This is a genomic window from Pseudomaricurvus alkylphenolicus (genome assembly GCF_011683955.1).
Classification (GTDB): Bacteria; Pseudomonadota; Gammaproteobacteria; order Pseudomonadales; family Cellvibrionaceae; genus Pseudomaricurvus; species Pseudomaricurvus alkylphenolicus.
The window spans coordinates 196,627-221,236 of the sequence record NZ_JAAQPI010000006.1; the positions used below are offsets into that span (position 1 = coordinate 196,627).

Consider the following 24,610-nt stretch of genomic DNA (forward strand, 5'->3'; position numbering starts at 1 on the left):
AGCAATATGGACTGGACATTAACCATGTCATCTCGCCTTCGCCGCACAGGGTTGTCTGCACTTCTCTCTGCGCTATCGGCGGTGGCCATGGCACAGGAGCCGCGCTGGTACGAGGTGGAAATCATCATCTTCGCGCATCCGGAAACACCACACCAGGAAGTCTGGCGGGAGAATCTTGAGCTGGCTTATCCTCCCAATTGGGTGCAGTTGCAAGACCCTGTTGAAGTGGAAAAAGCCATGCAGGAGGCCGCCGACAAACTGGCTCAGGAGTTGGCGGAAGCGGAAAAAGCCGCTGAGGAGCAGGCACGGCTTGAAGCGGAACAGCTGCAAGCACACATCCTGGAGCCGCAGCGATACCGGGACGGTACAGTTAGCCCGGAAACCTTTCCCGATCATTCCAAAGCATCACAACCGGAGATGAGCGCAAACGCTGAGACCGACCCGACCGCCTCCGCCCCCTTGGAGGCGCAGGAAAACAGCGCAGTCACAGAGCCGATGCAGGTGGAACCCGAGGAATCGGAGCCCATATTGCCCCCTCAATTGCCGCTGACGGTTGACCTGGAACGCGAACCCTACTTTTGGCTGCCCAGGGCATCTCGACAGCTCAATCGTCAGGCTTCGGCCATTCGCCGTTCCCGGGACTACCGTCTGCTGTTTCATCAAGCCTGGCGACAGCCGGTGGTCGAACAATCCTTGGCGCCGGAAATACTGATTGCCGCCGGCAACCCGTTTGGTCGACACCGGGAGGTGGAAGGCACTGTATCCTTGAGCGTCTCCCGCTACCTGCACCTGAAGACCAATCTCTGGTTTACCCGGTTCAACCACAACTTCGGCCAGGAACAGGGTGACTGGCCTGAGCTGCCTGTTGCGCCGAATTTACTTCCCGATCCCGCCGATGAGGACTTGCTCGGGGAATTCACTGACTCTCTTCACTGGAGCGAGAATGGCACCAAGCCACCCCATTCTCCCTGGGACAATACACCGGCAATCAGCGACGAGTACGACCAGATTCTCACCAGACCCTTCGTGCCCGGTGAAATCTCGATCATGAAGCAGAAACGGCGTATGCGCAGTACAGAGATGCACTACCTGGATCATCCCAAATTTGGAATTCTGGTACTGACGACACCCTACGAGCTACCCCCGCCCGAGGCCCCTGAAGAACAAACAGATGAATCAAACGAGCGAGAGGCTCTTTAGGATTAAAACACAGTAATCTGAAGAACATAGCGGCCCGAACACATGATCGCGACCAACAATGGCACTCGCATTCGGGTGTACATGCCTCCCGCGACACTTGCACTCGTATTCGGGTGTACATTACATCCTTGTAAATCGTCGCTCCCGGCATCCATGCCTCCCGCGACACTTGCACTCGTATTCGGGTGTACATTACATCCTTGTAAATAAAAAGCCGGCAATTTGAGCCGGCTTTTTGTTGATGTCTTGTTATTGGTGTCTGGATCTGGTTTGGTACAGTTTCAGTTTTCTAGACGGCGCTCACGTTTTCGGCCTGCAGACCTTTATCACCCTCAAGAATGTCAAATTCTACGGACTGACCTTCCGCCAGGGATCGATACCCCTCGCCTTGAATATTGCGATAGTGAACAAACACGTCATCGCTGTTTTCGCCTCGAGTGATAAAACCATAGCCACGAGCATTGTTAAACCACTTGACCGTGCCAACTTCGCGAGCTGCCATACTGAATTACCTCGTTTATTATAATATGAATATTGTTGTTTACCCTAAGAGCGATACCCTTCGCACATTATTCGTGCGAACATCATACGCACGATTCACTCCTGCCCCCCACTTACCCCGAACACGCTATCAACCAGATAACAGTCAATTCGATATCCAGCTCGATATCATTACCGTGACAGCGTGACGGCTCCCGTCAAGGCGAAGCGAATTCACTCTTTTTAAGGTAAAATCCGGCCGCTGTCCAGCAAAAGATTTCACTTTCTTGATATTTTGGAGTAAGGCGGGGTATTTCAGGGAAGCGGGCGGGCTGTCGCGTAAAATCGCAACAGTGACGCCCCAATCAGGTTTCTTACCTGAGCCATTCCACTGTTCACCACCCTCTCAATATCGGCCATGGTGATAATGTCACGGGTAAGTCCAGCGCCCCGATTTACCACCAGGCAAATACTGGCGTAAGACATATCCAATTCCCGGGCCAGACTGGCCTCTGGCATTGCCGTCATACCCACCAGATCGCAGCCATCGTTCATCAGCCTGCGAACCTCCGCCGCCGTTTCCAGCCTAGGCCCTTGAGTACAGCCATAGACCCCTTCTGCCACCACTTCAATCTGACGGTCGTTTGCCGCGCTGATTAAGGTCTGACGCAAGCGCTCACAATAGGGGTGGGTAAAATCAATATGCCGCAACTCACTCCCATCGCGGCCATCAAAGAAGGTGGATTCGCGACTGTGGCTATAATCTATCAGTTGATCCGGTATCGCCAGAACCTCGGTATCCATGGCCGCCGTCAGTCCGCCTACGGCATTTACGGCAATGATGTGAGTGGCGCCCGCTGCCTTCAAAGCGGCGACATTGGCCCGGTAATTTATCAGGTGGGGAGCAATCGTGTGCCCTTGCCCGTGCCGTGGCAAGAACAAAAACTCATGACTCTCGCCCCCCTGGGTTAATTTTCCGACCCGCACCGGGGCAGAAGGCTGCCCCCATGTCGTCTTGGGGCGGGACTCTGAGAGCCACTCGACACCTGCAAAATCCGCCAGACCAGTGCCGCCGACCACCGCCAGCCTCATGGTTGCTCTCCCATAACCGGCGCTGACGTATGCAATGCAATCGGATCCGGCATATGCACCGTGGAAGTTGGGAACGCGCACTCTGCTCCATGCCGCTCAATGATCCCCAGAATATCGAGCAGAATTTCCTGTTTGATTTCGTGGAAACGAATCCAGTCCGTGGTTTTGGTAAACGTATAGATAAAGAAATCCAGCGAACAGGCCGCAAAACTGTTGAAGTTGACGATCAGGGTCTGTCGTTGATCGATCTCCGGGTGATTGCGCAGATAGGCCTTTACGGCCTCGATAATTTCTGGCAATTTGCCGGAATCCTCGTAGCGCACGCCTATCGTTTCGTAGATACGGCGATTGCTCATCCGCGAAGGGTTTTCCAGCGAGATATGGGCAAAAGTGGAGTTGGGAATATACAGCGGCCGCTTGTCAAAGGTACGAATGCGAGTCAGCCGCCAGCCAATATCTTCCACCGTGCCTTCGATCTCTTTGTCAGGCGAGCGAATCCAATCACCCACGCTAAAGGGACGATCAAGGTAGATCATCAACCCACCGAAAAAATTCGCCAGTAAATCCTTTGCGGCAAAACCAACAGCGATTCCACCAATTCCCCCGAAAGCCAGAACACCGGAAATGCTGTAACCCATTGACTGTAAAACCACCAATACCGCAGTAATCAGCACCGACATGCGCAGCAGCTTGCCTATGGCCTTAACGGTGGTGGCATCCATTGGTTTTTCAGAAAACTGTGGATCCATCAGGTTGTCTTCCGAATGCCGGATCAGACGTACCAGAAACCAGGTCAACAGTCCCACCACACCAATTTTACGAAGTGGCTGGATCAACTGGGCCAGCTGATTCTCAGACACTTCGGCGGCCATCTGCGCCGCCAGGGTTAATCCGATCAACCAGATCAACCAACGCAGCGGCCGCCTCGCTGCCCCGACAAACGCGTCATCCCACAAATTGTGGGTTTGCTCGGCTTTGAGCAGCAGGCGATCCAGTGAAACTTTTGCCAGCATGGCCGCCAACAGTGTCAACAGAACAATGGCAAAAACCTGGACGATCCAGTAGTTGCCTTCACCCACCCAGGTCACCAGTCGATTGGCAATGTCCATTAAACGGCCTCCGCGCCAGACTGAGAAACTCGTTGATTCAGGGTCGTAATAACCTGCTGCACCTGTTGCCAGCGCTCACTTTGCCTCAGCTCTCCGTCCCATTGCCCGGGACGGGCGCGCATACGATGACGATCGCCCTGATTGACGTGGTAGAGCGAACTCGGCAATTGTTCAAGCACCTCGCGCGCGCCGTCCCGGTGATTACAAACCAGCACCATATCGCACCCGGCCTGCAATGCGAGTTCTGCGCGCTGTGCAAAGCTGCCCACGCCCGTTGCACCCGCCATGGCCAGATCATCGCTAAACACCACGCCTTCAAAGCCCAGCTGCTGGCGCAAAATCGTCTGCAACCATACAGCGGAAAAACCCACCGGCTTGTCCGCATCGATCTTGGGAAACAAAATATGGGCAGGCATTACCGCATCGAGTTGTTTCGACAAACGCTCGAAGGGCACCAGATCACGGTTACAGATCTCCGTAAGTTCACGATCGTCCACAGGAAGCAGCAAATGACTGTCCCCTCTGACACTGCCATGACCGGGAAAATGCTTTCCTGTCATTGCCATGCCTGCTGTGCGGGAACCTTCAATAAACGCCGCCCCCAGTTTTGCAACCGCTTGCGCATCGGCCGAGAACGCACGATCGCCAATAACGCTGCAGAAGTTGTCGTCAACATCCAGAACCGGCGCAAAGCTGAGATCGAAACCGATATCAATCACCTCTGCAGCCATCAGCCAACCACAGTCCCGCGCCAACGTTAATGCCTGCGCCGGATCCTGATGATAGAGCCGATCAAACACTTGCATGGGCGGTAGGCGGGTAAAACCATCGCGGCAACGCTGTACCCTTCCCCCCTCCTGATCCACGCACAACAACAGCTCTGATCGCAACTCACGCACCGAAGCCAACAATTGCTGCAACTGCGCATAGCCATCGATGTTGCGGCTAAATATGATCACACCACCCACGGCAGGGTGTTGCAGCAAGTCCTTTTCTTCCTCGGTAAGAGAGGTGCCTTCCAAATCCAGAATTACGGGGCCGATTGTCATAGGTTTACGTCTTTGTTGTCAGAGTAATCAGTCATCTTCGCGGTTCAGCATGCCGGTGATCGCAGGTACCAGCAGATTCACAGCGTCTTCGACGCTGCTGTCTTTATCGAAATCCGCCTTGAGGATATTGCGGATGGAATCGAAGCTGGACAAGGTGAACACCGATGCCCCGAGCATAAAATAAAGGCGCCAGTAAAACACCTCTGGCTTTACCTCTGGCATGGCTTCTCGCAACAGCCCCGTAAAGCGTGAATAATGCTGGCCATACTCGGCAATAATGAAGTGACGCAAGTGCTCCTGGGACTGCGTGTAGGCGAGCATCAACAGGCGCATAAACTGGTCCTGGTTTTCCCCCAGGTCCCGGGTCGTGGCCAACAGAGAGCTGAAGAGAGCATCAATCAACTCATCTACACAGAGCGCTTCTTCGCCTTTGGCCGCGATCCGCTTATCCAGCGCTTTCTCCAGGTGATCCGCCAGAGGCGTCAGGAAGCGCGCAAACACAGCCTGAATCAACGCTTTTTTTGAACCAAAGTGATAATTGACTGCGGCGAGATTGACGTTAGCCGTGCTGGTTATGGTCCGCAATGAGGTTTCTGTATAGCCGCGCTCGGCAAACAGTGCACTGGCGGCACCCAAAATCCGCTCGATCGTGTCGGACTGTCCCATGCTTTTTATTCTCCCGCAGTAAAGCGATTGGAACATAAGGTCAGCGACTGGTCATGTCAAGGCGACAAACGAGAGCGGTTGCAATAGACGGATTTTTTATGAACCCGCGAAGCCAAATAACCCCCGGGAGCAAGCAGCCTCAGCCAGACCAAGCCTCTCAATAAAAAACATCCAGAAATTAACGACTTGCACACCCACACGCCGACCTGTGCATATTTCGACCAGCCCACTCCCTGAACATCACGCTTTAAAGGCTATCCAATAGACGGTATGTTGCAATCAAAAGCATGATAAATGACCGAATGCTTATGCCGGACTTTCAATCACCTAAAAAGGAATGAATCCATGGCAAGACTAGACAACTCACCGGCACCCGCCATCGGCGACTGGTATCAGGACGTGGTGGACAACCAGTATTTTGAAGTCGTGGCCGTCGACTCCGCCAGTGGTTCTATCGAAATTCAGTATATTGACGGCGCGGTTAGCGAAGTTGACCGCGACAGCTGGAGCGAAATGAACCTGACCCCGGCCCAGCCTCCGGAAGACGCCAGTGCCGCCTATGAAATGCCCGTCGACGATACCAGTTGGAGCAACGATTCTGTCCTCAATCCCAACAGTTGGAACAATCCCCTCAACCAGATTGAACCTGATCTGTTCCAAGGTTCAGAGGACTTTTAAGGTCCCAGCCGCCGTATGAGGCAGAGTTTGGCGGTTACTCGGTCGCCAGACTGACGAGATGCCGGGTAAATATGTCACAGGCTTCGGCGGGTGTATCAACCACGCTGAACAGTGACAGTTCTTCCTGATCGATACAGCCATTGGCCAGTATCGACTCCTCCATCCATTTCAATAATCCCTGCCAATAATCCTTGCCTAGCAGCACGATTGGAAATGGCTCGACCTTCTCAGTCTGAACCAGAGTCAAGGCTTCAAACAGTTCATCCAGTGTGCCGAATCCCCCTGGCAATATGGCAAACCCTACCGCATTCTTAATAAACAGGAATTTGCGTACAAAAAAGTAGCGAAATGACAAGCTGATACTCTGGTAGGGATTGGCGTCCTGTTCCCTGGGCAGGGTGATATTCAAGCCAACTGAAGCGCCTTCCCGCTCATAAGCACCGCGGTTGGCCCCCTCCATAATGCCGGGGCCTCCGCCGGTTATAACCGGAACACCGGCCTCTGCCAGCAACCCGCCGAGTTCCCTCGCCATTTCATAATAGCGGCTGCCCACCTCAAACCTGGCGCCGCCAAATACAGTCACCGCCCCCTTTAACTTGATAAGTTGCTCTATACCATCGACCAACTCTGACTGGATCCGCAGTACCCGCCAGGCTTCAGGCATTTTTGCATCAAGCATAAACCCTCCTTAAAACAACAACTTAGGACGCACTTTAGTTTAAGTATAGTCACACAGCGGGAAAATCTGCCTAAAAATACTTGCGCGACCCAAATCACTGTATATAATCACAGACACTGTATAAAAACACAGACACCCATACGGAAAGCCAAAGAACAATCGGAGCCCACCATGCACAAGCTCACGGCCAGGCAAGAAGAAGTCCTCAACCTGATCAAACGGTACATCGACGATACCGGCTATCCCCCCACCCGTGCGGAAATCGCCAAGGAGCTGGGGTTCCGGTCAGCCAACGCCGCCGAAGAACATCTCAAGGCTCTGGCCCGTAAGGGCGCCATCGAAATGGTCTCGGGGGCATCCAGAGGCATTCGCCTGCCAGAAGCCGTCACCGGCATTCCCATTGTTGGCCGCGTCGCCGCCGGCAATCCCGTTCTCGCCGCAGAGAACATCGAAGACTATTGCAGCATCCCCAACAGTTTCTTCAGCCCTCCAGCCGACTACTTCCTCAGGGTGACCGGTGAGAGTATGAAGAACATCGGCATTATGGATGGTGACTTGCTGGCAGTGCACAAAACCGAGCAGGTGCGTAACGGAGATGTCGTCGTCGCCCGCATTGACGACGAAGTCACCGTGAAACGCATCCAACACCAAAGCAACAGTCCTATGGTTGAACTCTGGCCGGAAAATGAAGAGTTCGACGTAATCAAGGTTGACCTGGAGCAATCCAGCTTTGCCATTGAAGGTCTGAGTGTCGGCGTCCTGAGAAGAGACTGAGTGTCGACCATCGCGCTGATACGACGATGACCATTTAAATACCCATATAGCGAGCAGGCTAGAGAGGGCAAGCAACATGAATGCACATCAAACTGTTCAACAACCTAATATGGCTCATGCGTTGGCAGGGGCGCAGCTGCACGACATGCCGCTGCAGACAACCAAAACAGCCCCTCGCAAAGAAAGCAGCATTACAGAGCTTGTGCTGACCAAACACAGCCCCGACGAAGTCATGCTGCTATTGCCAGTGATTGCCCACCTGAGCCGAATCAGCGATCGCTGGATTACCTGGGTAGTCGACAGCAAGATTGATCGCAAATTGCTCGATAGCTATGGCGTACAAAGCGAGAAAATTCGATTGATTTATTCTTCCGAGGAGGAAGACAACCGCTGGCTGGTATGGGAAGCCTTAAATGCAGGCACCAGTCACACTGTTATTGCCAATAATGATGTTCGCGATGAAGCCACTATGGCTTACATGGAGGAGGCCGCCACCAACGGTAACAGCCGGGGGCTTTTTCTGCGATACCGCTAAATTTAATTAAGACGATTTGGAGAAAACAACAGTAGCTTAGAACTCGGCTGGGGATATAGCGGTCAGACCGCTGAAGAGTATCGATTAACGAACAGTCAGTGCAGTGTTCTCTGTTCGGATTCCAGTTCGAACGCCGTGTAGTCCTGTTCTGCCAACTCACCCACAGTTTCCAACCCCGCCTCGATCATCGCCTTTACCACTTCGAACCGGGCATCATTCAGATAGCTCTCGGCTTCGCTGGAGAATTTGATCGTCACCAAAGGCTCACTATCGTCGTCCCCTGCCCGGCGCAGGCCGATACAGCCATCCGGCAGCTCTACAATTTCAAACAGGGAAGAGGACATAATGACTCCAGTGACTGACGCACCCGTCTACCGCAATGTGGGCCAGGCAAAGTCAATATTGAAAGGTATTGGGGAATAAAGAAGGCCCAATGATAACACTGACCGGGGTCAATATTCCACCAGGCCCTGACGATGCCGCTCTGAAAGCTCGCGCAACTGCTCCAGCCATTGGCGGACCAGCCCTTTTGTAAGCTCAACCTCAACATGCCCCGCAATCATGGGACCACTGGCCTTTACCACCGGATTGAGAATCGTGCGTTCTGCATCCTGCAGCTGTCGACATCCTGAGTGCTGCGTCAGCTCCTGAACACAGCCGATTTGCCGAAAGGGATTAACATCGAGGTCTGAAATTTCATACACTCGCTCCGGCTCCTGTGACCCCAGCAAGCTGGCCAGCTCACGGCAATACAACTTGAGGGCGATGCCCAGGTGCAGGGTCGCCGCTTGCAACATGGCCAATTGCTGTTGCTTCTCCGGGGCAGAAGCCCCGGAGAGTTGATCGAGGCACATTTGAGCGTGCAACAACTTTTGTTGTACCCGCGCAGTGTATGGATTACTCATGGCCGCAGATCAAACCCACTCAAGCATCCGTTTTTGCCGGCTTGCTAGTCTTTTTGGTACTACTCTTGGCCGCTTTCTTGATGGGCTTGGGAGTAACCACCCAGGCACCATTTTGATAGAAAGCCTTCCAACCTGTCGCTTTGCCGTCAATTTCAGACTGCACATATTGCTCTTTGGTTTTACGACTGAATCGTACCAAGGTGGGATTGCCGTCATCATCCTCTACCGGTGCCGAAAACAGGAAGGTGTACTTGGGGTCAATCTCTTTCTTGTGAGGCAGCAGTTCCGATACCAGTGGAGCTCGGGTTTCCCGGTTTTTGGGAAACTGGCTGGCTGCCAGAAACAGTCCTGAAGCACCATCACGCAGAATATAGTGGTCCTCTACTTTCTGGCAGGCCAATTCCGGCATGGGTACGGGATCCATTTTCGGAGGTGCGGCCTCGCCGTTTTTGAGCAGCTTGCGGGTGTTTTTGCAATCTTCAGACATACAGCCAAAGTACTTGCCAAAACGCCCGGTTTTAAGCTGCATTTCACTGCCACACTTGTCGCACTCAATAACCGGTCCGTCGTAACCTTTGAGCTTGAAACTGCCCTTTTCCACTTCAAAACCGGAACAGTCCGGGTTATTACCGCAAATGTGCAACTTGCGGGTCTCATCCAGCAGATAGCTGTCCATCGCCGTGTTACAAATTTTGCAACGATGCTTTGTACGCAACTGTTTGGATTCCGCCTCGTCATCTTCGTCGACGTTTACCGCTTCGTCTCCGGAAACAAGATTCATCGTAGACTTGCAGCGTTCCTTGGGCGGCAGAGAGTAACCGGAACAACCCAGGAATACGCCGGTGGTTCCCGTCCGAATCTGCATAGGACGACCACAGGTGGCGCAGGGAATATCGGTTTCCGTGGGCTCGTTGGGTCGCATGCCACCTTCGTCGTTTTGGGCATTCAACAGCGTGCTGGAGAAATCATCGTAGAAGCTGTCGAGCAGGTGATGCCACTCTCGCTTGCCTTCTGCAACATCATCAAGTGACTCTTCCATGCTGGCGGTAAAGCCGTAATCCATCAACTCCGTGAAGCTTTCTGTCAGACGCTCAGTGACGATATCGCCCATCTTGTCAGCATAGAATCGACGCTTATCTACATGGGCATAACCGCGATCCTGAATGGTGGAGATAATTGAAGCGTAGGTGGATGGGCGTCCAATGCCTCGCTTTTCCAGCTCTTTCACCAAACTGGCTTCAGTGTACCTTGCAGGTGGTTTGGTAAAGTGTTGATTGGGTTCCAGCTTGATCAGATCCAGATTGTCCCCCACCGCCAACTCCGGCAAGACCACATCTTCGTCCTTCTTGCCCGCGGGCGGCTGAACTTTCATAAAACCGTCAAAGCGGATAACACGACCACGAGTACGCAGCTCGTAGTCACCTGCCGTTACCGTCAGGGAGGTGGACGTAAATTCAGCAGGCGTCATCTGGCAGGCAACGAATTGTTGCCAAATTAGCGTATAGAGGCGTTCAGCATCCCGCTCCATACCCTTGACCTGAGTGGGTTTGGTAGTGACAGAAGAGGGGCGAATAGCCTCGTGAGCTTCCTGAGCCCCTTCCTTGCTGGAGTAGGAATTGGGCTGGGCGGGAAGATACGGTTTACCGTAATTTTCCTCGATAAACTCGCGGCAAGTATCCACCGCTTCTTTGCTCAAATTGGTGGAGTCCGTACGCATATAGGTGATGTAGCCGGCCTCATAGAGGCGCTGTGCCAACATCATGGTTTTCTTGACGCTGAAGCCCAGCCGGGTACTTGCCGCCTGCTGCAATGTCGAGGTGATATAAGGCGCACCGGGCTTTGACTTGGTTGGTTTGTCTTCACGGTTGCTGATACTGAATGCGGATTGCTTAAGCGCATCCACAGCCGCGGTCGCCTGGGCTTCGTTCAAAGGCTTGAAGGCTTCACCGCCCTGCTTCTTCACCTCAAAGCGAACTTCATCGCCCTGCTGGGAACGCAGGTTGGCAAAAACATCCCAATACTCTTCCGGGATAAATGCGCGGATTTCCCGCTCCCGCTCAACCACCAGGCGCACCGCCACCGACTGCACACGACCGGCAGAGAGTCCGCGGGCAACTTTTTCCCAAAGCAATGGTGACACCATGTAGCCGACCACACGGTCAAGGAATCGCCTGGCCTGCTGGGCATTCACCCGATTCTGATCGATGGGACCAGGCTGCTTAAAGGCCTCCTGGATTGCGGATTTGGTAATTTCGTTGAACACAACACGGCGATAACGGCTCTCGTCGCCGCCTATGGCCTGTTGCAAGTGCCAGGCAATGGCCTCTCCCTCGCGATCCAAGTCCGTCGCGAGGTAGATGGTGTCTGCGTTTTCCGCCAGTTTACGTAATTCGTCCACCACTTTTTCTTTGCCCGGCAGCACCTCGTAATGGGCCTTCCAACCATTCTCGGGGTCAATGCCCATGCGGTTGATCAGCTGCTCCTTGGCCTTCTTGCGCTTGTGGACCACTTTTTCTTCGGGCGACATTTTGCGGGTAATGGCCGCCTGACGAGCTCTTTCCTTGGGATCCACCGGCTTTTTCGTACCACCGCTGGTGGGCAAATCCCGGATATGACCAACACTGGACTTCACAACGTACTCGCTGCCGAGGTACTTGTTGATGGTTTTTGCCTTGGCCGGGGATTCGACGATTACTAGGGACTTACCCATATATTCCTTCTGTATACTTACTCAATTCTGTTGTGCCGTGCCGCTGGCCGTTACTACCGGTAAGCGGATGCGCATATATAAGACCTTGCTCCTGGCGGGTCAAGCAATCTCTGAGGATTTAAGTGTAATCTGCGAAATTTTCCAGTTTCATTGGGCCACAGACCTTTTTTACAGATAGCACAGATAACCTCCACTTGAAAACCCCACTACCTAAAGGTTCACATCCCGGGGCCGCTACATTAGTCTGTAATTCATCGATCTTCGGGCAACGTCTTTCAACATGTCTGCATTCGCCAGCTTGGTCATTTTCTGCGCTTTAGCGGTGCTTTCCCTGGTCACCGTCAGTGTGATTAATGAGCGGGAAAAGCGCCAGAAAGCGCTCATGCAGAAAATCAAACGCCTCAAGCATCGTGCCCGAGAGCTTGAAGAACTGGTGGTTGAGGTGGATCTTCTGGTCGAAAGTCGTGCCATCGCCCGACTGATCAATGAGGAAATTCTTGAGTTGATTCTGGCCATGAAGGCGGCCGATGAGAGTGCCACCTACCTGGATGCCAGTTACCAGGCCGCTATTGCCAGAAGCGAAAATCTGGCCGATGAGGGCCAGGTGGTAACGATCGACCGCCTCAAGGGCAGTGACGCCCAAATCGCCCGCAGTCAACGTTCCCTGGAAGAAGCGGCAGGTGTTATTCGCAAACAGCAGCGTTCGGGGAAAATCAGTCTGGAGGAGATGAATATCTTTCTCTCTGAATTGAGCTGGGCTCATCTCATGGTGGACGTTATCTCGCACGTCGCCCAGGGACACAGGGCCATTAATCGCAACGACGTATTGTCGGGTCACGCCTTCTACAAAAAGGCCCAGCAACTGCTGATGCAATCGGCCCACAGCGATAAGCGACGACACAGGATGATTAAAGAACTGGCGGAGATTCTATCCAATCGACGCCGAGCCTTGTCCGAGGACTTGATGCCCGAGACCCGCATCAATCCCGAAGAGAGTGCTCCTCAGTCGTCCTGATCACTTGAATCCACCAACGCCCCGGCAGTCTGCTGCAACCATTGGGCGAGCTCTCTAACCACCGCTTCATCCCCCAGCTCTGACCAATAGCAGCAAAGCCCCTGGGGGCCACTGGCGACGGCAAAAACCGGTGCCGGGAGCCGCTTGAGGCGATCGGCCATCATGGCCATAGATACTGAGCCCGCACCCTCACCCTGCCAATCCCAGCGCCCAAAGGCATGGAGTTCGTGCTCATAAGCCCGGCGCACCAGGACCCAGACGTTGCGAGCGTCCTTGGCACGCTTCCAGGGCAGGCAATACATCGCTGAAGAGTTCAGCTTCTCAGTACCATCGGCCCCCTCCGGAGGGGGCTGCAGGTGCACTCTCAAGCCGTTGTCAGCGGCGCACTGCCGCAGCGCCGCCTGCCGGCGCTGCCCAGCGGTGGGTTGCATCAGCATTATCGGGCCAAGTAACAACGCGACCGCGCAACCGACAATGAGAATCGTTAACCACATATCCAGTCTCTATTGCTCCCCATGGGTTATACCCAGCACCCTCTCAGTACCTGTTCAAAATCGGGGACAGTTTGATCTGGATCTAGGCAATATTTTCAAAGCGGTCTAGTATGCCTTCTAAAGGCTAAGGCGAAAAGGAGGCTCTGATGGCAAATTATTCACACATTTTGGTCGGATTGGACCTGAGCGAGGAATCCAACCAAGTACTCAACCGCGCGGTTGCTCTGGCCAGGGCGAATGCCGCCACCCTGTCACTTGTGCATGTGGTGGAGCCGTTAACGTTTGCCTATGGCGGCGATATTCCGGTGGATCTCAGCGAAATTCAGGAACAACTGCAACAACAGGCTCATCAGCAACTCAAGGAATTGTCACAGCCTGCTGACATTGGCCAGGAAAACCAGCATGTTGTCGTAGGCCAACCGGTAGCCGAAATTCACGACCTTGCCGAACAGCTCAACGTCGATCTGATTGTTGTGGGAAGCCACGGCCGCCGGGGGCTTGCACTGCTGCTCGGGTCCACCGCCAACGGCGTTCTGCATGGTGCCAAAACCGACGTGCTGGCCGTCAGGGTCAAGGATTAACCTAGGTTACATAGCTTCCAGTTCATCCCAGCGGGCGTACTTTTCTTCCAGAGACTGCTGCAGTTCGCCCAGCTGGGACAGAACCTCCGAGACTTTCTCGTGATCCTGCTGGTAAAAATCCGGTGAGGCAATATCGGCTTCCAGCGCTGAAACCCGGTTTTCCAATGCCTCGATTTCGGCTGGCAGGGCATCCAACTCCCGCTGCAATTTGTAACTGAGCTTTTTGGCAGCTTTGGGTGACACCGAATTGGAATCAATTGATTGGGCGTCGGCAGCTTGCACATTTGCCGCCTGCTTGACGACTTCGGGAGCAGTGGAAGCGCTTTCCTCCATAGCGGGCCAGTGCCCTCCCTGACGAATCCAGTCCTCGTATCCTCCAACGTATTCTCGAACCCTGCCCTGACCTTCAAAGGCTATGGTGCTGGTCACTACATTATCCAGGAACTGACGGTCATGGCTGACCAGCAGGATGGTGCCGTCAAAACCGGCCAGTATTTCCTCCAACAGCTCCAGGGTTTCAACATCCAGATCGTTGGTGGGTTCATCCAGCACTAACATATTGGCCGGCTGGCTGAACAGCTTGGCCAGCAGTACCCGGTTGCGCTCTCCCCCGCTAAGGGCTTTTAAAGGCGTCCTGGCCCGAGCTCCGGTAAACAGAAAGTCTCCCAAATAGCTGATGATATGGCGGTCTTTACCGCCAATCGTGATGCTGTCCCGTCCCAACGACACGTTATCGATGGCGTTTTTCTCCAGGTCCAACTGGTCCCGAAGCTGATCAAAATAGGCCACCTCCAGGTTGGTGCCGCAGCGAACCTTACCTTCAGAGGGCTGCAACTGGCCCAACACGATCTTCAGCAGCGTGCTCTTGCCCGCCCCATTGGGGCCAATCAAGCCGATGCGATCACCCCGAATAACTGTGGAGGTAAAATTGCTAATCACTGTGCGCTCGCCAAATTTCTGGGTCACACCCTCGAGCTCGGCAACCAGCTTACCCGACAGTCCGCCCGTATTGAGTTCAATGCGCGCAGTGCCTTGTCGTTCACGTCGCTGAGATCGCTCATCCCGCATTGCCTTCAAGGCCCGCACTCGACCCTCGTTACGAGTACGACGAGCCTTGATGCCCTGCCGAATCCACTTCTCTTCTTCCGCCAGGCGTTTGTCGAACAGCGCGTTATGACGTTCCTCTTCCGCCAGTTGCTGTTCCCGGAATTCCAGAAAACTGCGGTAGTCTCCCTCCCAGCTGCGCAGATGCCCACGATCCAATTCCACAATGTGGGTGGCCAGGGCCTGCAACAATGCCCGATCGTGGGTGATAAACACCACCGCACCCCGAAATTCGAGCACCTGCTTTTCCAGCCATTCGATGGCCATAACGTCCAGATGGTTAGTGGGTTCGTCGAGCAACAGCAGGTCCGGCTCAACCACCAGGGCCTTGGCCAGAGCTACTCGACGGCGCCATCCACCGGAGAGTTCAGCCATGGTCTTGTCCATGGGCAGCTGCAGGCGGCTGATGACCGTCTCGACCTTTTGCTGGAGGCTCCAGCCGTCATGGCTGTCAATTTCCTGCTGAACCTGAGCCAGTTGTTGCAGAGCTTTATCGTCATGAGCCTCGCTGAGCAGGTGATGATAGCGGGCCAGCAGCTGCCCCACCTCTTGCAGACCGCTCGCCACCACATCGTAAACAGACAAATTCTCTGCCTCCGGCAGATCCTGTTCAAGACGGGCGATGCGCAGAGTCGGTTGCCGCCAGACACTGCCGTCATCGGGCAGCACGTCGCCCGACAGCACCTTCAACAGACTCGACTTCCCGGCGCCATTGCGACCAATCAGGCAGACCCTTTGTCCACGCTCGATGCTCAGATCCACACCCTCGAGCAATACCTGGGTACCGTAGTGCAGGCTTGCCTTCTTCAGTTCGATCAGCGCCATAATATTTCGTCTCGCCAGCTAACTTTCAAAATGGGGCGCCATGGTACCCTTATCCTCTCAAATGGCCCAGAGCTACAGGCGTAAACGGTGACAGGGGAGGCTGAAACAGATTCCCTGAGGTTTTAAAAAAGCCGCTGACTCCCAACAATTTGAGCTGTGCCAGCGCCGTGATTTTACCCTACAATAGTTATCAAACGATTACGCGCCACAATGCCCCAGCCAGCTGTAGAGTGTATATGGCCCCAGACAGAACACACGCCGGTTCGCGACGCCCTTTTCCCCCAATGGCCCCATGGCTCTGCCTGTTGTTTGCGCTTGTCTTGCCCTGCCGGGCACTTGCGGATACAACTCAACTGCTGAGTAACAACCCCGCAGGTGCCACCACGCTGCTTGACGAGCAGCGCAAACATTATCTGCGAGCCAGGCAGGCGCTGCGCCAGGGGCACATGGTGACTTTTCGCAAACACCGTGACCGGTTGCATGGCTATTCGCTCAAAATTTATCTGGATTATTACGAACTCAATCGTCGCCTGCGCCGCCTGCCCTACCAGGATGTGGACACCTTTCTGGGGCGCTATGCCGACAGCCATCTCGGCCACAAATTACGCACCCGTTGGTTGTACCAACTGGGCCAGCACAAGCAGTGGCGGCAATTCCTGAATTATTATCAGCCGCAAACCGGTAATACCCGCCTCCAGTGCCTGTTTCTTCAGGCCCGGTTGGAACAGGGCGATGCGGCCGCGCTGGAGGAGGTGGAAACACTTTGGAACGTCGAGCATTCCCAACCCAACGAATGTACTCCACTGTTTAAACGCTGGATCAGGGAGGGCGGTCTGACCCAGGAGATTGCCTGGGAGCGCTTCAACAAAGCTATCGAGACTCGCAACCGGGGCCTCGCCGGTTATGTTCTCAAGCAACTGGAAGGCGACAAAAAGAAACTGGCCGAACTCTATCTGGAGGTAGACAGAAAACCCATTCGTATCCGCCAACATCAGCGCTTTCTAGCCCAGACTGAGGATATGCAAAACATTATCCTTCACGGACTCAATCGCTATGCTCGCCGGGATCCGTTAACAGCGCTGTACGAGTGGAGTCGCTATGACGCCCAGCAGCTGTTCGACAACCGCAAACGCCTACAGACGCAACAACAGCTGATTGTGCAATTAATGCGCAAAGGATATCGGGAGGCCGCTCAGGGGCTTGCCAACCAAGTCCCGCAGCTGGACAACAACAAACTCACTGAAATACTGATCCGGGACGCTCTCAAGCAACTGGACTGGGCCAAGGTCTATGCCTACCTGCGCCAGCTGCCCCCGGCCGAACAACAGTCCGACCGCTGGCTCTATTGGCGAGCGAGAGCCATGGACATTCTCGGTATTGACGACCCGGCCTACCCCACCCCGCGTCAGATTTACGCACAATTGGCCCTTGAGCGGAGTTTCTACGCTTTCCTCGCTGCCGATATTTTGGGCAGCAACTACCGACTGGGAGACAGACCGGCAAATCCGGGCAATGCTGAGATACTGTATGTCTCCAGCCTGCCCGCCAGTCAACGGGCAAGGGAACTGCTGGCCGTGGGCGACACGCTCAATGCCAACCGCGAATGGCTGCATATGAGCACCCGCTTCACCCGGGAATCCCAACATATTGCCGCTGCCAAACTCGCGCACCGCTGGGGCTGGCACCACAAAACCATCACCTCTCTGGCCAGTGCTCGCTCCTGGGACGACCTGCAGATGCGTTTTCCTCTCGCCTACAACAAACATATGTTTGCCGCGGCGCAGCGGCATCAGGTTTCGCCCCTGTTACTCTTCGCCATTGCCCGGCAGGAGAGTGCCTTTGCCGCCAATGCCCGCTCACCGGCCGGCGCCCTTGGCCTGATGCAACTCATGCCGGGAACGGCCAGGCAGACCGCCCGCAAGGTCGGGGTACGCTATCGAAAGAGCGATTTGCTGAAACCGGAGCACAATATCAAGCTCGGCAGCTACTACATCACGGAGCTGCTGCAACAGTTCAACAACAACCGCATTCTCGCAACGGCTGCCTACAACGCTGGTCCCCACCGGGTTACCCGCTGGCTGAAAGAGACCGAAAGCAACCTTCCGGCGGATGTATGGGTAGAGGTTATTCCTTTCCGTGAAACCCGTAAATATGTACAGAATGTGCTGGCTTACTCGGTAATCTATGGCTATCGTACCGGTACAACACCCGAGATGCTGACGCCCCTGGAGGCAAAGGAAACGCTCTGACCGGCACAAATACACACGCTCGGCTTGATAAAGAATCAAAAGGGAACTCTGACAGTATCAACTGCATAAAGGACGTAATGTGACTGACAACGCCCAAGAAACCCACAGCGAACTGCTCCATATCCGGGAGACCATTACGATGTTGTATCTGGCCGTTTGCCAGATAGAAACCTCGGTCAATGAAAGCAATTCCTCGATTGACGACCTGACGACCTCTTTTACCGATCTTGCCCAACACTCCCAGGAAGTGGACGAGCACGTTCAGGCCATGACAGACCTCAGCGAACTCACGGATATCAAGCGTCAGGTCAATGAGACCTCCATGGAAATGCAGTCAAAAATCAAACAGGCCATCACCGCCTTTCAATTCTATGATCGCATCAGTCAGCGACTGGACCACGTGGCTCGCAGCCTGGAGCGCGTCAGTGATGTTATTGGCGATTCCGATCGGGTAAACGATCCGGAGACCTGGACGGCCATCCAGGAACAGGTCAAAAGCAGCTATTCCATGGAATCTGAGCGCATCATGTTTGAGCACATCATGCGAGGAGCCAGCGTTAAAGAAGCGCTGGAGATCTACCGCCACCACTTTTCCCAGGAGGAAACCGGCGAGGTGGACGGAGACGAAATCGAGCTGTTTTAAGGCTTAGGGACTATTGCTTTTGCATTGCAATGCGCAGCCGTTCCTGCACTTTGCCGGCCAGCTCATCTGGCTGGAACTTGGACAGAAAGTCGTCACACCCCACCTTTTTCACCATCGCCTGATTGAAACTGCCCGATAGCGAGGTGTGCAATATGACGTATAGATCCCTGAGATTGGGATCAGAACGAACTTCGTGGGTGAGACGGTAACCGTCCATTTCGGGCATTTCAGCGTCGGTAATCAGCATCAGGTATTCGCTGCAGATGTCCACTCCCTCAGCGGCCTGACGTTTCAGCAGCTTCAGTGCCTTCAAACCGTCCTGGCAATAGACGGTCTCAACCCCAAGGTTTTGTAAGGTCGAGCTGGCCTGGTGATAAGCCGTGGTCGAATCGTCTGCCATCAGTACCTTAATCCGATTGGCCTGCGCAAATGCCAGAAGATCTTTGTCCAGCACTTCATCAGAGACACCTGTCTCATAGGGGACAATGTCCGCCAGAACCCGTTCCACATCCAGAATTTCCACAATTTCATCGTCGAGCTGGGTGATCGCTGTCAAAAAGTGACTGCGTCCGGACCCCTTGGGTGGCGGCAGAATCAGCTCCCAGTTCAAGTTGACGATACGATCCACCGCCCCCACCAGAAACGCCTGAACCGTGCGATTGTATTCGGTCACGATCAAATTACAGTTTTCACGCCCCTTGAGGGGCCTGCCGCCAATGGCAGCACTGAGATCGATGACCGAGATGGTCTGGTTACGCAGATGGGTGACGCCACAAATGACGGGGTTGCTGTGTGGCAAGGCCGTAAGATTGGGGACCTGCAGGACCTCCTGGATCTTGAACACATTCAAGGCAAACAGCTGACGCCCCGCCAGTCTGAAGGTTAACAGTTCGAGTCGATTTTCCCCTACCAACTGAGTGCGCTGGTCGACTGAATCCAGAAGTTTGGACATATAGAACAATCCCGGTCTGAGCTTGTTAAGTGTAGTGCATCGACGCTTCCCGCGTCTGACTCTCAGGTCTTCGGCGGCGCTTTGCAAATATTTAGTGCGTAATTATTCCTCTGAACTCGGCCTCTGCCGCAGCGTCTGCCGTAAATAGTGGTTAAGCTGGGATCCATCGAACGGCCAGCCCAGGTCCTGCATCGATCCGGCCAACCTTACGACCGGGATTCTGACGCCATATCGTTGCAAAAGCGCATCATCATCGGCGATCTCAACCTCCTCCAAACGACACTCCAGAGGCTCTAGCACTGGCCAGCAGACCATCTTGGCCTGATCACATAGGTGACACCCCAAGGTGGTGTACAGGTATAGCGTGCGCATAGAACTGCATATCTCTCAGCAACTGTGAGCGCATGGTAGCAATGATGTGGCGACAAGGGGAACTAATAAAAGGGAGGCTGTAAAAAAAGCCCGACCACGCGACTTGGGGGACTCGCTGTAGCCAGCCGCGGTGTGAGTTGGCTGGCAGTGGTCGGGCAGAGAGTCACTAATGGAGGAGAGGGTCATCAATGACAGTGAGCCGATTGCTCCGGGGCTGGGCTGCTTATCTGTGCTCATCCCCGGAACGTGAGACCATAGTAATCGTCGTTCGTGTAAATTGGGGATAACAGTCGTTAACTACTGTAAAGAAAAGAACCCTGCGGTAAAGCGGCGGCAAACCACTTCAACAGCCGTGATTCAGGGGGTTAAGAAGGGTAATAGCAATGGCAAATAAGGTGACAGCGCCCGGAGACTGATGCAAACTTCGTATCAATGGAATCAATATTCCTCCCAATAACTGACCGCCACATAGAACAAAAATACCATGAGTAAACTTTTGCTTGTCGATGACGACCAGGAACTGTGCCTACTGCTAAAAGAATATCTTCAGACAGAAGGGTTTCAGGTAACCCTGGCCCATGACGGGGCTGCAGGCCTGGAGGCCGCACTGACGGGGCAATACGAGGTGATCGTCCTGGATGTTATGATGCCTGTGATGAGTGGACTCGATGCGCTTCGCAAGATTCGGGACAATATTCGTACCCCGGTTATTATGCTGACCGCGAAGGGAGAAACCGTGGATCGCATCGTCGGCCTGGAAATGGGCGCCGATGACTACCTGCCCAAACCCTGTAACCCCCGTGAATTGGTGGCCCGTGTACGGGCGATATTGAGACGAGCGGAAGACAACGAAACTAAATCCCCTATTTCCGACGAAATCCGGGTGGATGAGCTGTTTATCCAGATCAAGAGCCATGCCGCCTTCTATCAGGAACAGCCCGTGCCACTGACTGGTGCCGAGTTCACAGTTCTGGAGCTACTGATGCGCGAAGCCGGTGAAGTGATCAGCAAAGAAACACTGACCGAAAAAGCCCTCAACCGTAAACTCACCCCCTACGATCGCAGCATTGATGTGCATGTCAGTAATATCCGCAAAAAACTGGCGGCCCTCGGAGCCAGCAAGGAGCTGATCATTAATATCCGTGGCGCCGGCTATATGCTGACCCGCCAGTAACACCAAGACCAGATCGCCAATATGAAACGAACGCCACGACTCCCGATGAGCCGAATCTACGTCAAGATATTCCTCGGCTTTTGGCTCGTCACCATTTTGATGCTGTTTGGCTCCAACGTCATTGTTCACTTTTTTAACCTGAGCCCGGACAAGCATATTTCCCAACAGGATGAAAACGACCCCTTTGACGGCCCCGGCAGCCGCCTGCTCAGAGAAGTGGTCAGCGATGCGATCAATTACAACTACGAGCAGGTGTCGATGGGCATGAAAAGCATGCCACCCTGGGCCACCCGCCACTTTTACCTGATCAACGAACAGGGCCACGATATTCTCGAAAGAGAAATCCCGGAGCATATTGAGGGCTTTCTCCAATATATTTCCAAAGACACCCCCTTCTATCGCAAGCGTGTTGGGGAACAAAACCTCTATGGGCGCCAGTTCAGCCTCAGCGACGGTGCCATACTGCGCCTGGTGGTGTTTTCGTCCAAGGATTATTCGCTGGGCTGGCAGCTGTTCTTTTTCAACTTTTGGCATGTGATGCTGCTGTATATCCTGATCAGCGGAGCCGCCTGTTTCTATATGGCTCGCTATATCACCCGCGATATACAAGTCCTTAAGCTGGCGACGCAGCGCATCGCTCAAGGGGACTGGGATACCCGTATAGGACAGGAGTTCTGTGATCGTCCCGGCGAAATGGCTGAACTCGGCAGGGCCTTCGACAATATGATGGTCAAGCTTCAGAAAGCCATGCTGGAGCAGAAGCGACTGGTCAAAGACGTTTCCCATGAACTGCGCTCGCCCCTGGCAAGATTGCAGGTAGCTCTGGCCATTGCCCAACAGCGCGCCAACAGCGAAATTACTGACGAACTCGACCGTATCAAAGAGGCCGCCGATTACCTGAATGACGTCATTTCCGACATCCTGTCACTACCAGTCACAGAACAAGGCAGCTGGGAACTGAACGATGTGGTGGAATTGAGCAGTCTGGTACACACGATTGCCGATGCCTGTCGGGATGAGGCGGGTCATAAATCGGTCACCCTGGAGGTGCGGGACAATTTGGAGGAATCCCTGGTACAGACAAGGGGCAACACGCTGGTCGGCGTATTTGATAACATCATTCGCAACGCCATCAAATACACCGTGGAAGATTCGCCTGTGACCGTTCTGCTGGACAGGGACGAACAGAGCAACCCGCGAATCACAGTGAGCGATTGCGGTCCGGGGGTGTCCGACGAGCACCTGGAAGATATTTTCGAACCCTTCTTCCGTACCGATGAAGCCCGTGACCGCAAGAGCGGTGGCTACGGACTAGGACTGGCGATTGCCAAGCGCACGGTGGAGCTGCACGGAGGCAGCATCAAAGCCAGGAACAATCCGATTCGCGGACTGTCCATAGCGATAACACTGACGGAATGTGAAACCTGAGTCCGCTCCCTGACCGATCTGGATGGTCTAATGACCGTCCAGATAGTGATGGTCATCGTAGGTTCTGACCAATTCCGGACGAAACACCGTCAGCATGCTGACTAATGCTCCATTGATAAAGCCCTCGGGGAACATCATCAGCAGAGTCAAATAATAGTGACTGGCGACGTCCACCAACAGCGGCGCAGGCCCCAGCACCCTCACATAACACCAAGTTGCCAGAGCCATGGCCTGAACGGTCACCATGGCCCCAAGGAATCCCCCGCCCAGCATATACACGAACAGATTCCGTCCAGGCACTCTTTCAACCACCTTCAATACCCCCTGGGCGGCCAGGGCAGGCACCACAACTGTCAGCAACATTTGCGGCCCCAAAGGCAGCCAGGGAGCTCCTGCCAACAGAGTCGCCAACCCCAAGGCCAGCGCACCCGTGATCATGCCCAACGAAGGGCCGAACACCATCACCACCGTCATCATCACCAATGGATGCAATGCCAGCAGACCGCTGATCGACACCTTTAACTGCCAGAACAGCGCCAGCCCTAAAACGGCAGCAAACAAGGCGTGTTGACGCTCTGGCCGGCTGCGCCATTGAGCCCAGGGTGCTTTGACCACAGCCACCAACAGCGCAACGGTGCTCATTACTGCTCCCGTCGCCCATAACATCGGGGGGCCAGCCTGCAGCAGAATCACTCTAATTTACCTGCGCCCGGTTAACGTCAATGCCCCGACAGCGGCAAGATCCTGCCCCTAGGGTTGCCGCCAGAATCGTCGCAATTTTGTCACTTTGGGCAGGCAAAAATATGTAACCCACTGAATTTATTAAACTTTTAATTTCTGGAAAAAATGGCATGAATTTCGCTGAATGTCCTGCAAAGCCAGTGTTCCTGCCATCGGCAGCTGCACCGGCGCCATTTAATTGAGTATGCAGGATCCTACTATGGCTATATCTGTTGGCACCGGCAATAACGCGGTTTCCTCCAAGGAAAGCACCGTGCGCCTGCGAGTCCCGGTAAAACATGAGGATTTGCACGAGCAATATGCCCAGAGCCGTGCCCGGCTTACCCAGGCCCTGCAAACCAGTTTGGAGCTGACCATTGTACTGGAAATATTCTTCGAACATATCCAGAAGCTGGTACCCATACAGGGCTTTCATTACGGCCACCCCGGCAAGAATTGCCAATTGCAGCTGGGACGTGATGGGCTGCACCGCCTGAACTATCGCCTGAACACGCCCAAGGATAATTTGGGGGCCATTACCTTCAGCCGTGGCAAACGCTTCACTGAAGTCGAAATGGCGACTCTAGAGAGTGTGATTTCCACTTTGGTGTATCCCTTGCGCAATGCACTGCAGTACCGTGACGCGGTGCAAAGCGCTCTGAGGGATCCGCTCACCGGCACCGGTAATCGGGTGGCGCTTGAGCAGACCCTCGAACGAGAGCTGTCCCTGGCGCAGCGGAACTGCCAGCCGCTGTCCTTGCTGGCCATCGATATCGATCATTTTAAACGCGTCAACGACAGTCACGGCCATGCCAGCGGCGACGAGGTATTGCGGGAGGTCGCTCAGGGGATAGTGGCTGTCACTCGTCAGACCGATCTGACCTTCCGCTACGGTGGCGAGGAGTTCGTGGTGGTGCTGAACAAAACCGACGCTGAAGGTGCACGGGTAATCGCTGAGCGTATTCGCCTGTTTGTCGAGAAGCTTCGGGTTGAAACCCACAATGAGCTGTTGCAGGTGACTATCAGCATTGGAGTCAGTAGCCTGCAGGCAGAGGAAGAAAAGAATTCACTGTTCCAGCGCGCGGACAAGGCCCTCTACAACGCCAAACGCAATGGCCGCAATCGTGTCGAAGTTGCCAAAGCGGACCAGATTTCTTAGTAAATCCGGTCCGCATC

25 protein-coding genes are annotated in these 24,610 nt (G+C 54.2%); 11 read left to right on the forward strand and 14 right to left on the reverse strand.

Features of this window, described 5'->3' with window-relative positions; genetic code table 11:
* The first annotated feature begins 24 nt into the window (after positions 1 to 24).
* The gene (locus HBA55_RS16875) at positions 25 to 1,200 is read left to right on the forward strand and encodes a CsiV family protein (protein WP_166993815.1); all 1,176 of its coding nucleotides are present in this window, start codon (positions 25 to 27) and stop codon (positions 1,198 to 1,200) included.
* 289 nt (positions 1,201 to 1,489) lie between these two features.
* Here the strand turns inward: HBA55_RS16875 and HBA55_RS16880 are convergent, their stop codons facing one another.
* The 5 genes from HBA55_RS16880 to HBA55_RS16900 form a co-directional block, all read right to left on the reverse strand.
* On the reverse strand, positions 1,490 to 1,702 hold the full coding sequence (locus tag HBA55_RS16880; RefSeq protein WP_166993817.1) for a cold shock domain-containing protein: 213 nt from the start codon (positions 1,700 to 1,702) through the stop codon (positions 1,490 to 1,492).
* A 293-nt stretch (positions 1,703 to 1,995) separates the two neighbouring features.
* On the reverse strand, positions 1,996 to 2,772 hold the full coding sequence (locus tag HBA55_RS16885; protein ID WP_166993819.1) for an S-methyl-5'-thioinosine phosphorylase: 777 nt from the start codon (positions 2,770 to 2,772) through the stop codon (positions 1,996 to 1,998).
* The gene (locus HBA55_RS16890; RefSeq protein ID WP_166993821.1) at positions 2,769 to 3,881 is read right to left on the reverse strand and encodes a mechanosensitive ion channel family protein; all 1,113 of its coding nucleotides are present in this window, start codon (positions 3,879 to 3,881) and stop codon (positions 2,769 to 2,771) included. The genes HBA55_RS16885 and HBA55_RS16890 overlap by 4 nt, the downstream gene beginning before the upstream one ends.
* Entirely contained in the window at positions 3,881 to 4,930 is a 1,050-nt protein-coding gene (nagZ, locus tag HBA55_RS16895) for a beta-N-acetylhexosaminidase (protein WP_166993823.1), read from the reverse strand. Before nagZ ends, HBA55_RS16890 begins: the two co-directional genes overlap by 1 nt.
* Before the next feature lie 27 nt (positions 4,931 to 4,957).
* A complete protein-coding gene (locus HBA55_RS16900) occupies positions 4,958 to 5,596 on the reverse strand; it encodes a TetR/AcrR family transcriptional regulator (RefSeq protein WP_166993825.1) in 639 nt (212 codons plus the stop codon).
* A gap of 345 nt (positions 5,597 to 5,941) precedes the next feature.
* Between HBA55_RS16900 and HBA55_RS16905 the strand changes: the two genes are divergently transcribed.
* The gene (locus tag HBA55_RS16905; protein WP_166993827.1) at positions 5,942 to 6,274 is read left to right on the forward strand and encodes a DUF6763 family protein; all 333 of its coding nucleotides are present in this window, start codon (positions 5,942 to 5,944) and stop codon (positions 6,272 to 6,274) included.
* A 34-nt stretch (positions 6,275 to 6,308) separates the two neighbouring features.
* Here the strand turns inward: HBA55_RS16905 and HBA55_RS16910 are convergent, their stop codons facing one another.
* Positions 6,309 to 6,953, reverse strand: coding sequence for an LOG family protein (locus HBA55_RS16910; protein WP_166993829.1), 645 nt, complete (start codon positions 6,951 to 6,953; stop codon positions 6,309 to 6,311).
* Positions 6,954 to 7,124: 171 nt separating this feature from the next.
* On the opposite strand from HBA55_RS16910, the gene lexA reads away from it, so the two are divergent.
* Together lexA and HBA55_RS16920 are read left to right on the forward strand one after the other, a co-directional pair.
* Complete coding sequence (gene lexA, locus HBA55_RS16915) at positions 7,125 to 7,727, forward strand: transcriptional repressor LexA (RefSeq protein ID WP_166993831.1); 603 nt, start codon at positions 7,125 to 7,127, stop codon at positions 7,725 to 7,727.
* 76 nt (positions 7,728 to 7,803) lie between these two features.
* Positions 7,804 to 8,262, forward strand: coding sequence for a SulA-like leucine-rich domain-containing protein (locus tag HBA55_RS16920; RefSeq protein ID WP_166993834.1), 459 nt, complete (start codon positions 7,804 to 7,806; stop codon positions 8,260 to 8,262).
* A 95-nt stretch (positions 8,263 to 8,357) separates the two neighbouring features.
* Here the strand turns inward: HBA55_RS16920 and HBA55_RS16925 are convergent, their stop codons facing one another.
* The 3 genes from HBA55_RS16925 to topA form a co-directional block, all read right to left on the reverse strand.
* Positions 8,358 to 8,606 carry a hypothetical protein gene (locus HBA55_RS16925; protein WP_166993836.1) on the reverse strand — a complete coding sequence of 83 codons (249 nt, stop codon included), beginning with the start codon at positions 8,604 to 8,606 and terminating at the stop codon, positions 8,358 to 8,360.
* Positions 8,607 to 8,714: 108 nt separating this feature from the next.
* The gene (locus HBA55_RS16930; RefSeq protein ID WP_166993838.1) at positions 8,715 to 9,167 is read right to left on the reverse strand and encodes a hypothetical protein; all 453 of its coding nucleotides are present in this window, start codon (positions 9,165 to 9,167) and stop codon (positions 8,715 to 8,717) included.
* 19 nt (positions 9,168 to 9,186) lie between these two features.
* Complete coding sequence (gene topA / locus HBA55_RS16935) at positions 9,187 to 11,877, reverse strand: type I DNA topoisomerase (protein ID WP_166993840.1); 2,691 nt, start codon at positions 11,875 to 11,877, stop codon at positions 9,187 to 9,189.
* Between the two features lie 280 nt (positions 11,878 to 12,157).
* On the opposite strand from topA, the gene HBA55_RS16940 reads away from it, so the two are divergent.
* Positions 12,158 to 12,892, forward strand: a complete 735-nt coding sequence (locus HBA55_RS16940) for a hypothetical protein (protein ID WP_166993842.1) — start codon at positions 12,158 to 12,160, stop codon at positions 12,890 to 12,892.
* On the opposite strand, the gene HBA55_RS16945 is transcribed toward HBA55_RS16940, so the two are convergent.
* On the reverse strand, positions 12,880 to 13,386 hold the full coding sequence (locus HBA55_RS16945; RefSeq protein ID WP_166993844.1) for a hypothetical protein: 507 nt from the start codon (positions 13,384 to 13,386) through the stop codon (positions 12,880 to 12,882). The two genes, HBA55_RS16940 and HBA55_RS16945, sit on opposite strands and share 13 nt — an antisense overlap.
* A 146-nt stretch (positions 13,387 to 13,532) precedes the next feature.
* Between HBA55_RS16945 and HBA55_RS16950 the strand changes: the two genes are divergently transcribed.
* Positions 13,533 to 13,967: a universal stress protein gene (locus tag HBA55_RS16950; RefSeq protein ID WP_166993846.1), complete on the forward strand. Its 435-nt coding sequence runs from the start codon at positions 13,533 to 13,535 to the stop codon at positions 13,965 to 13,967.
* 6 nt (positions 13,968 to 13,973) lie between these two features.
* On the opposite strand, the gene HBA55_RS16955 is transcribed toward HBA55_RS16950, so the two are convergent.
* Positions 13,974 to 15,896, reverse strand: a complete 1,923-nt coding sequence (locus HBA55_RS16955; protein WP_166993848.1) for an ATP-binding cassette domain-containing protein — start codon at positions 15,894 to 15,896, stop codon at positions 13,974 to 13,976.
* Between the two features lie 236 nt (positions 15,897 to 16,132).
* On the opposite strand from HBA55_RS16955, the gene HBA55_RS16960 reads away from it, so the two are divergent.
* Entirely contained in the window at positions 16,133 to 18,145 is a 2,013-nt protein-coding gene (locus HBA55_RS16960) for a transglycosylase SLT domain-containing protein (protein WP_166993850.1), read from the forward strand.
* 79 nt (positions 18,146 to 18,224) lie between these two features.
* Positions 18,225 to 18,788 carry a hypothetical protein gene (locus HBA55_RS16965; RefSeq protein ID WP_166993852.1) on the forward strand — a complete coding sequence of 188 codons (564 nt, stop codon included), beginning with the start codon at positions 18,225 to 18,227 and terminating at the stop codon, positions 18,786 to 18,788.
* A 10-nt stretch (positions 18,789 to 18,798) separates the two neighbouring features.
* Here the strand turns inward: HBA55_RS16965 and HBA55_RS16970 are convergent, their stop codons facing one another.
* Positions 18,799 to 19,740: a chemotaxis protein gene (locus HBA55_RS16970; RefSeq protein WP_166993854.1), complete on the reverse strand. Its 942-nt coding sequence runs from the start codon at positions 19,738 to 19,740 to the stop codon at positions 18,799 to 18,801.
* A 102-nt stretch (positions 19,741 to 19,842) separates the two neighbouring features.
* Positions 19,843 to 20,112 carry a glutaredoxin family protein gene (locus HBA55_RS16975; protein ID WP_166993856.1) on the reverse strand — a complete coding sequence of 90 codons (270 nt, stop codon included), beginning with the start codon at positions 20,110 to 20,112 and terminating at the stop codon, positions 19,843 to 19,845.
* Positions 20,113 to 20,596: 484 nt separating this feature from the next.
* Between HBA55_RS16975 and HBA55_RS16980 the strand changes: the two genes are divergently transcribed.
* Together HBA55_RS16980 and HBA55_RS16985 are read left to right on the forward strand one after the other, a co-directional pair.
* Positions 20,597 to 21,286 (forward strand): response regulator transcription factor, encoded by a 690-nt coding sequence (locus HBA55_RS16980; RefSeq protein WP_166993858.1) that lies wholly within the window; start codon positions 20,597 to 20,599, stop codon positions 21,284 to 21,286.
* A gap of 21 nt (positions 21,287 to 21,307) precedes the next feature.
* A complete protein-coding gene (locus tag HBA55_RS16985; RefSeq protein WP_166993860.1) occupies positions 21,308 to 22,714 on the forward strand; it encodes an ATP-binding protein in 1,407 nt (468 codons plus the stop codon).
* Positions 22,715 to 22,741: 27 nt separating this feature from the next.
* On the opposite strand, the gene HBA55_RS16990 is transcribed toward HBA55_RS16985, so the two are convergent.
* Positions 22,742 to 23,380 carry an energy-coupling factor ABC transporter permease gene (locus HBA55_RS16990; RefSeq protein ID WP_277345640.1) on the reverse strand — a complete coding sequence of 213 codons (639 nt, stop codon included), beginning with the start codon at positions 23,378 to 23,380 and terminating at the stop codon, positions 22,742 to 22,744.
* 274 nt (positions 23,381 to 23,654) lie between these two features.
* On the opposite strand from HBA55_RS16990, the gene HBA55_RS16995 reads away from it, so the two are divergent.
* Positions 23,655 to 24,593: a GGDEF domain-containing protein gene (locus HBA55_RS16995; RefSeq protein ID WP_166993864.1), complete on the forward strand. Its 939-nt coding sequence runs from the start codon at positions 23,655 to 23,657 to the stop codon at positions 24,591 to 24,593.
* The last annotated feature ends 17 nt before the right edge of the window (positions 24,594 to 24,610 follow it).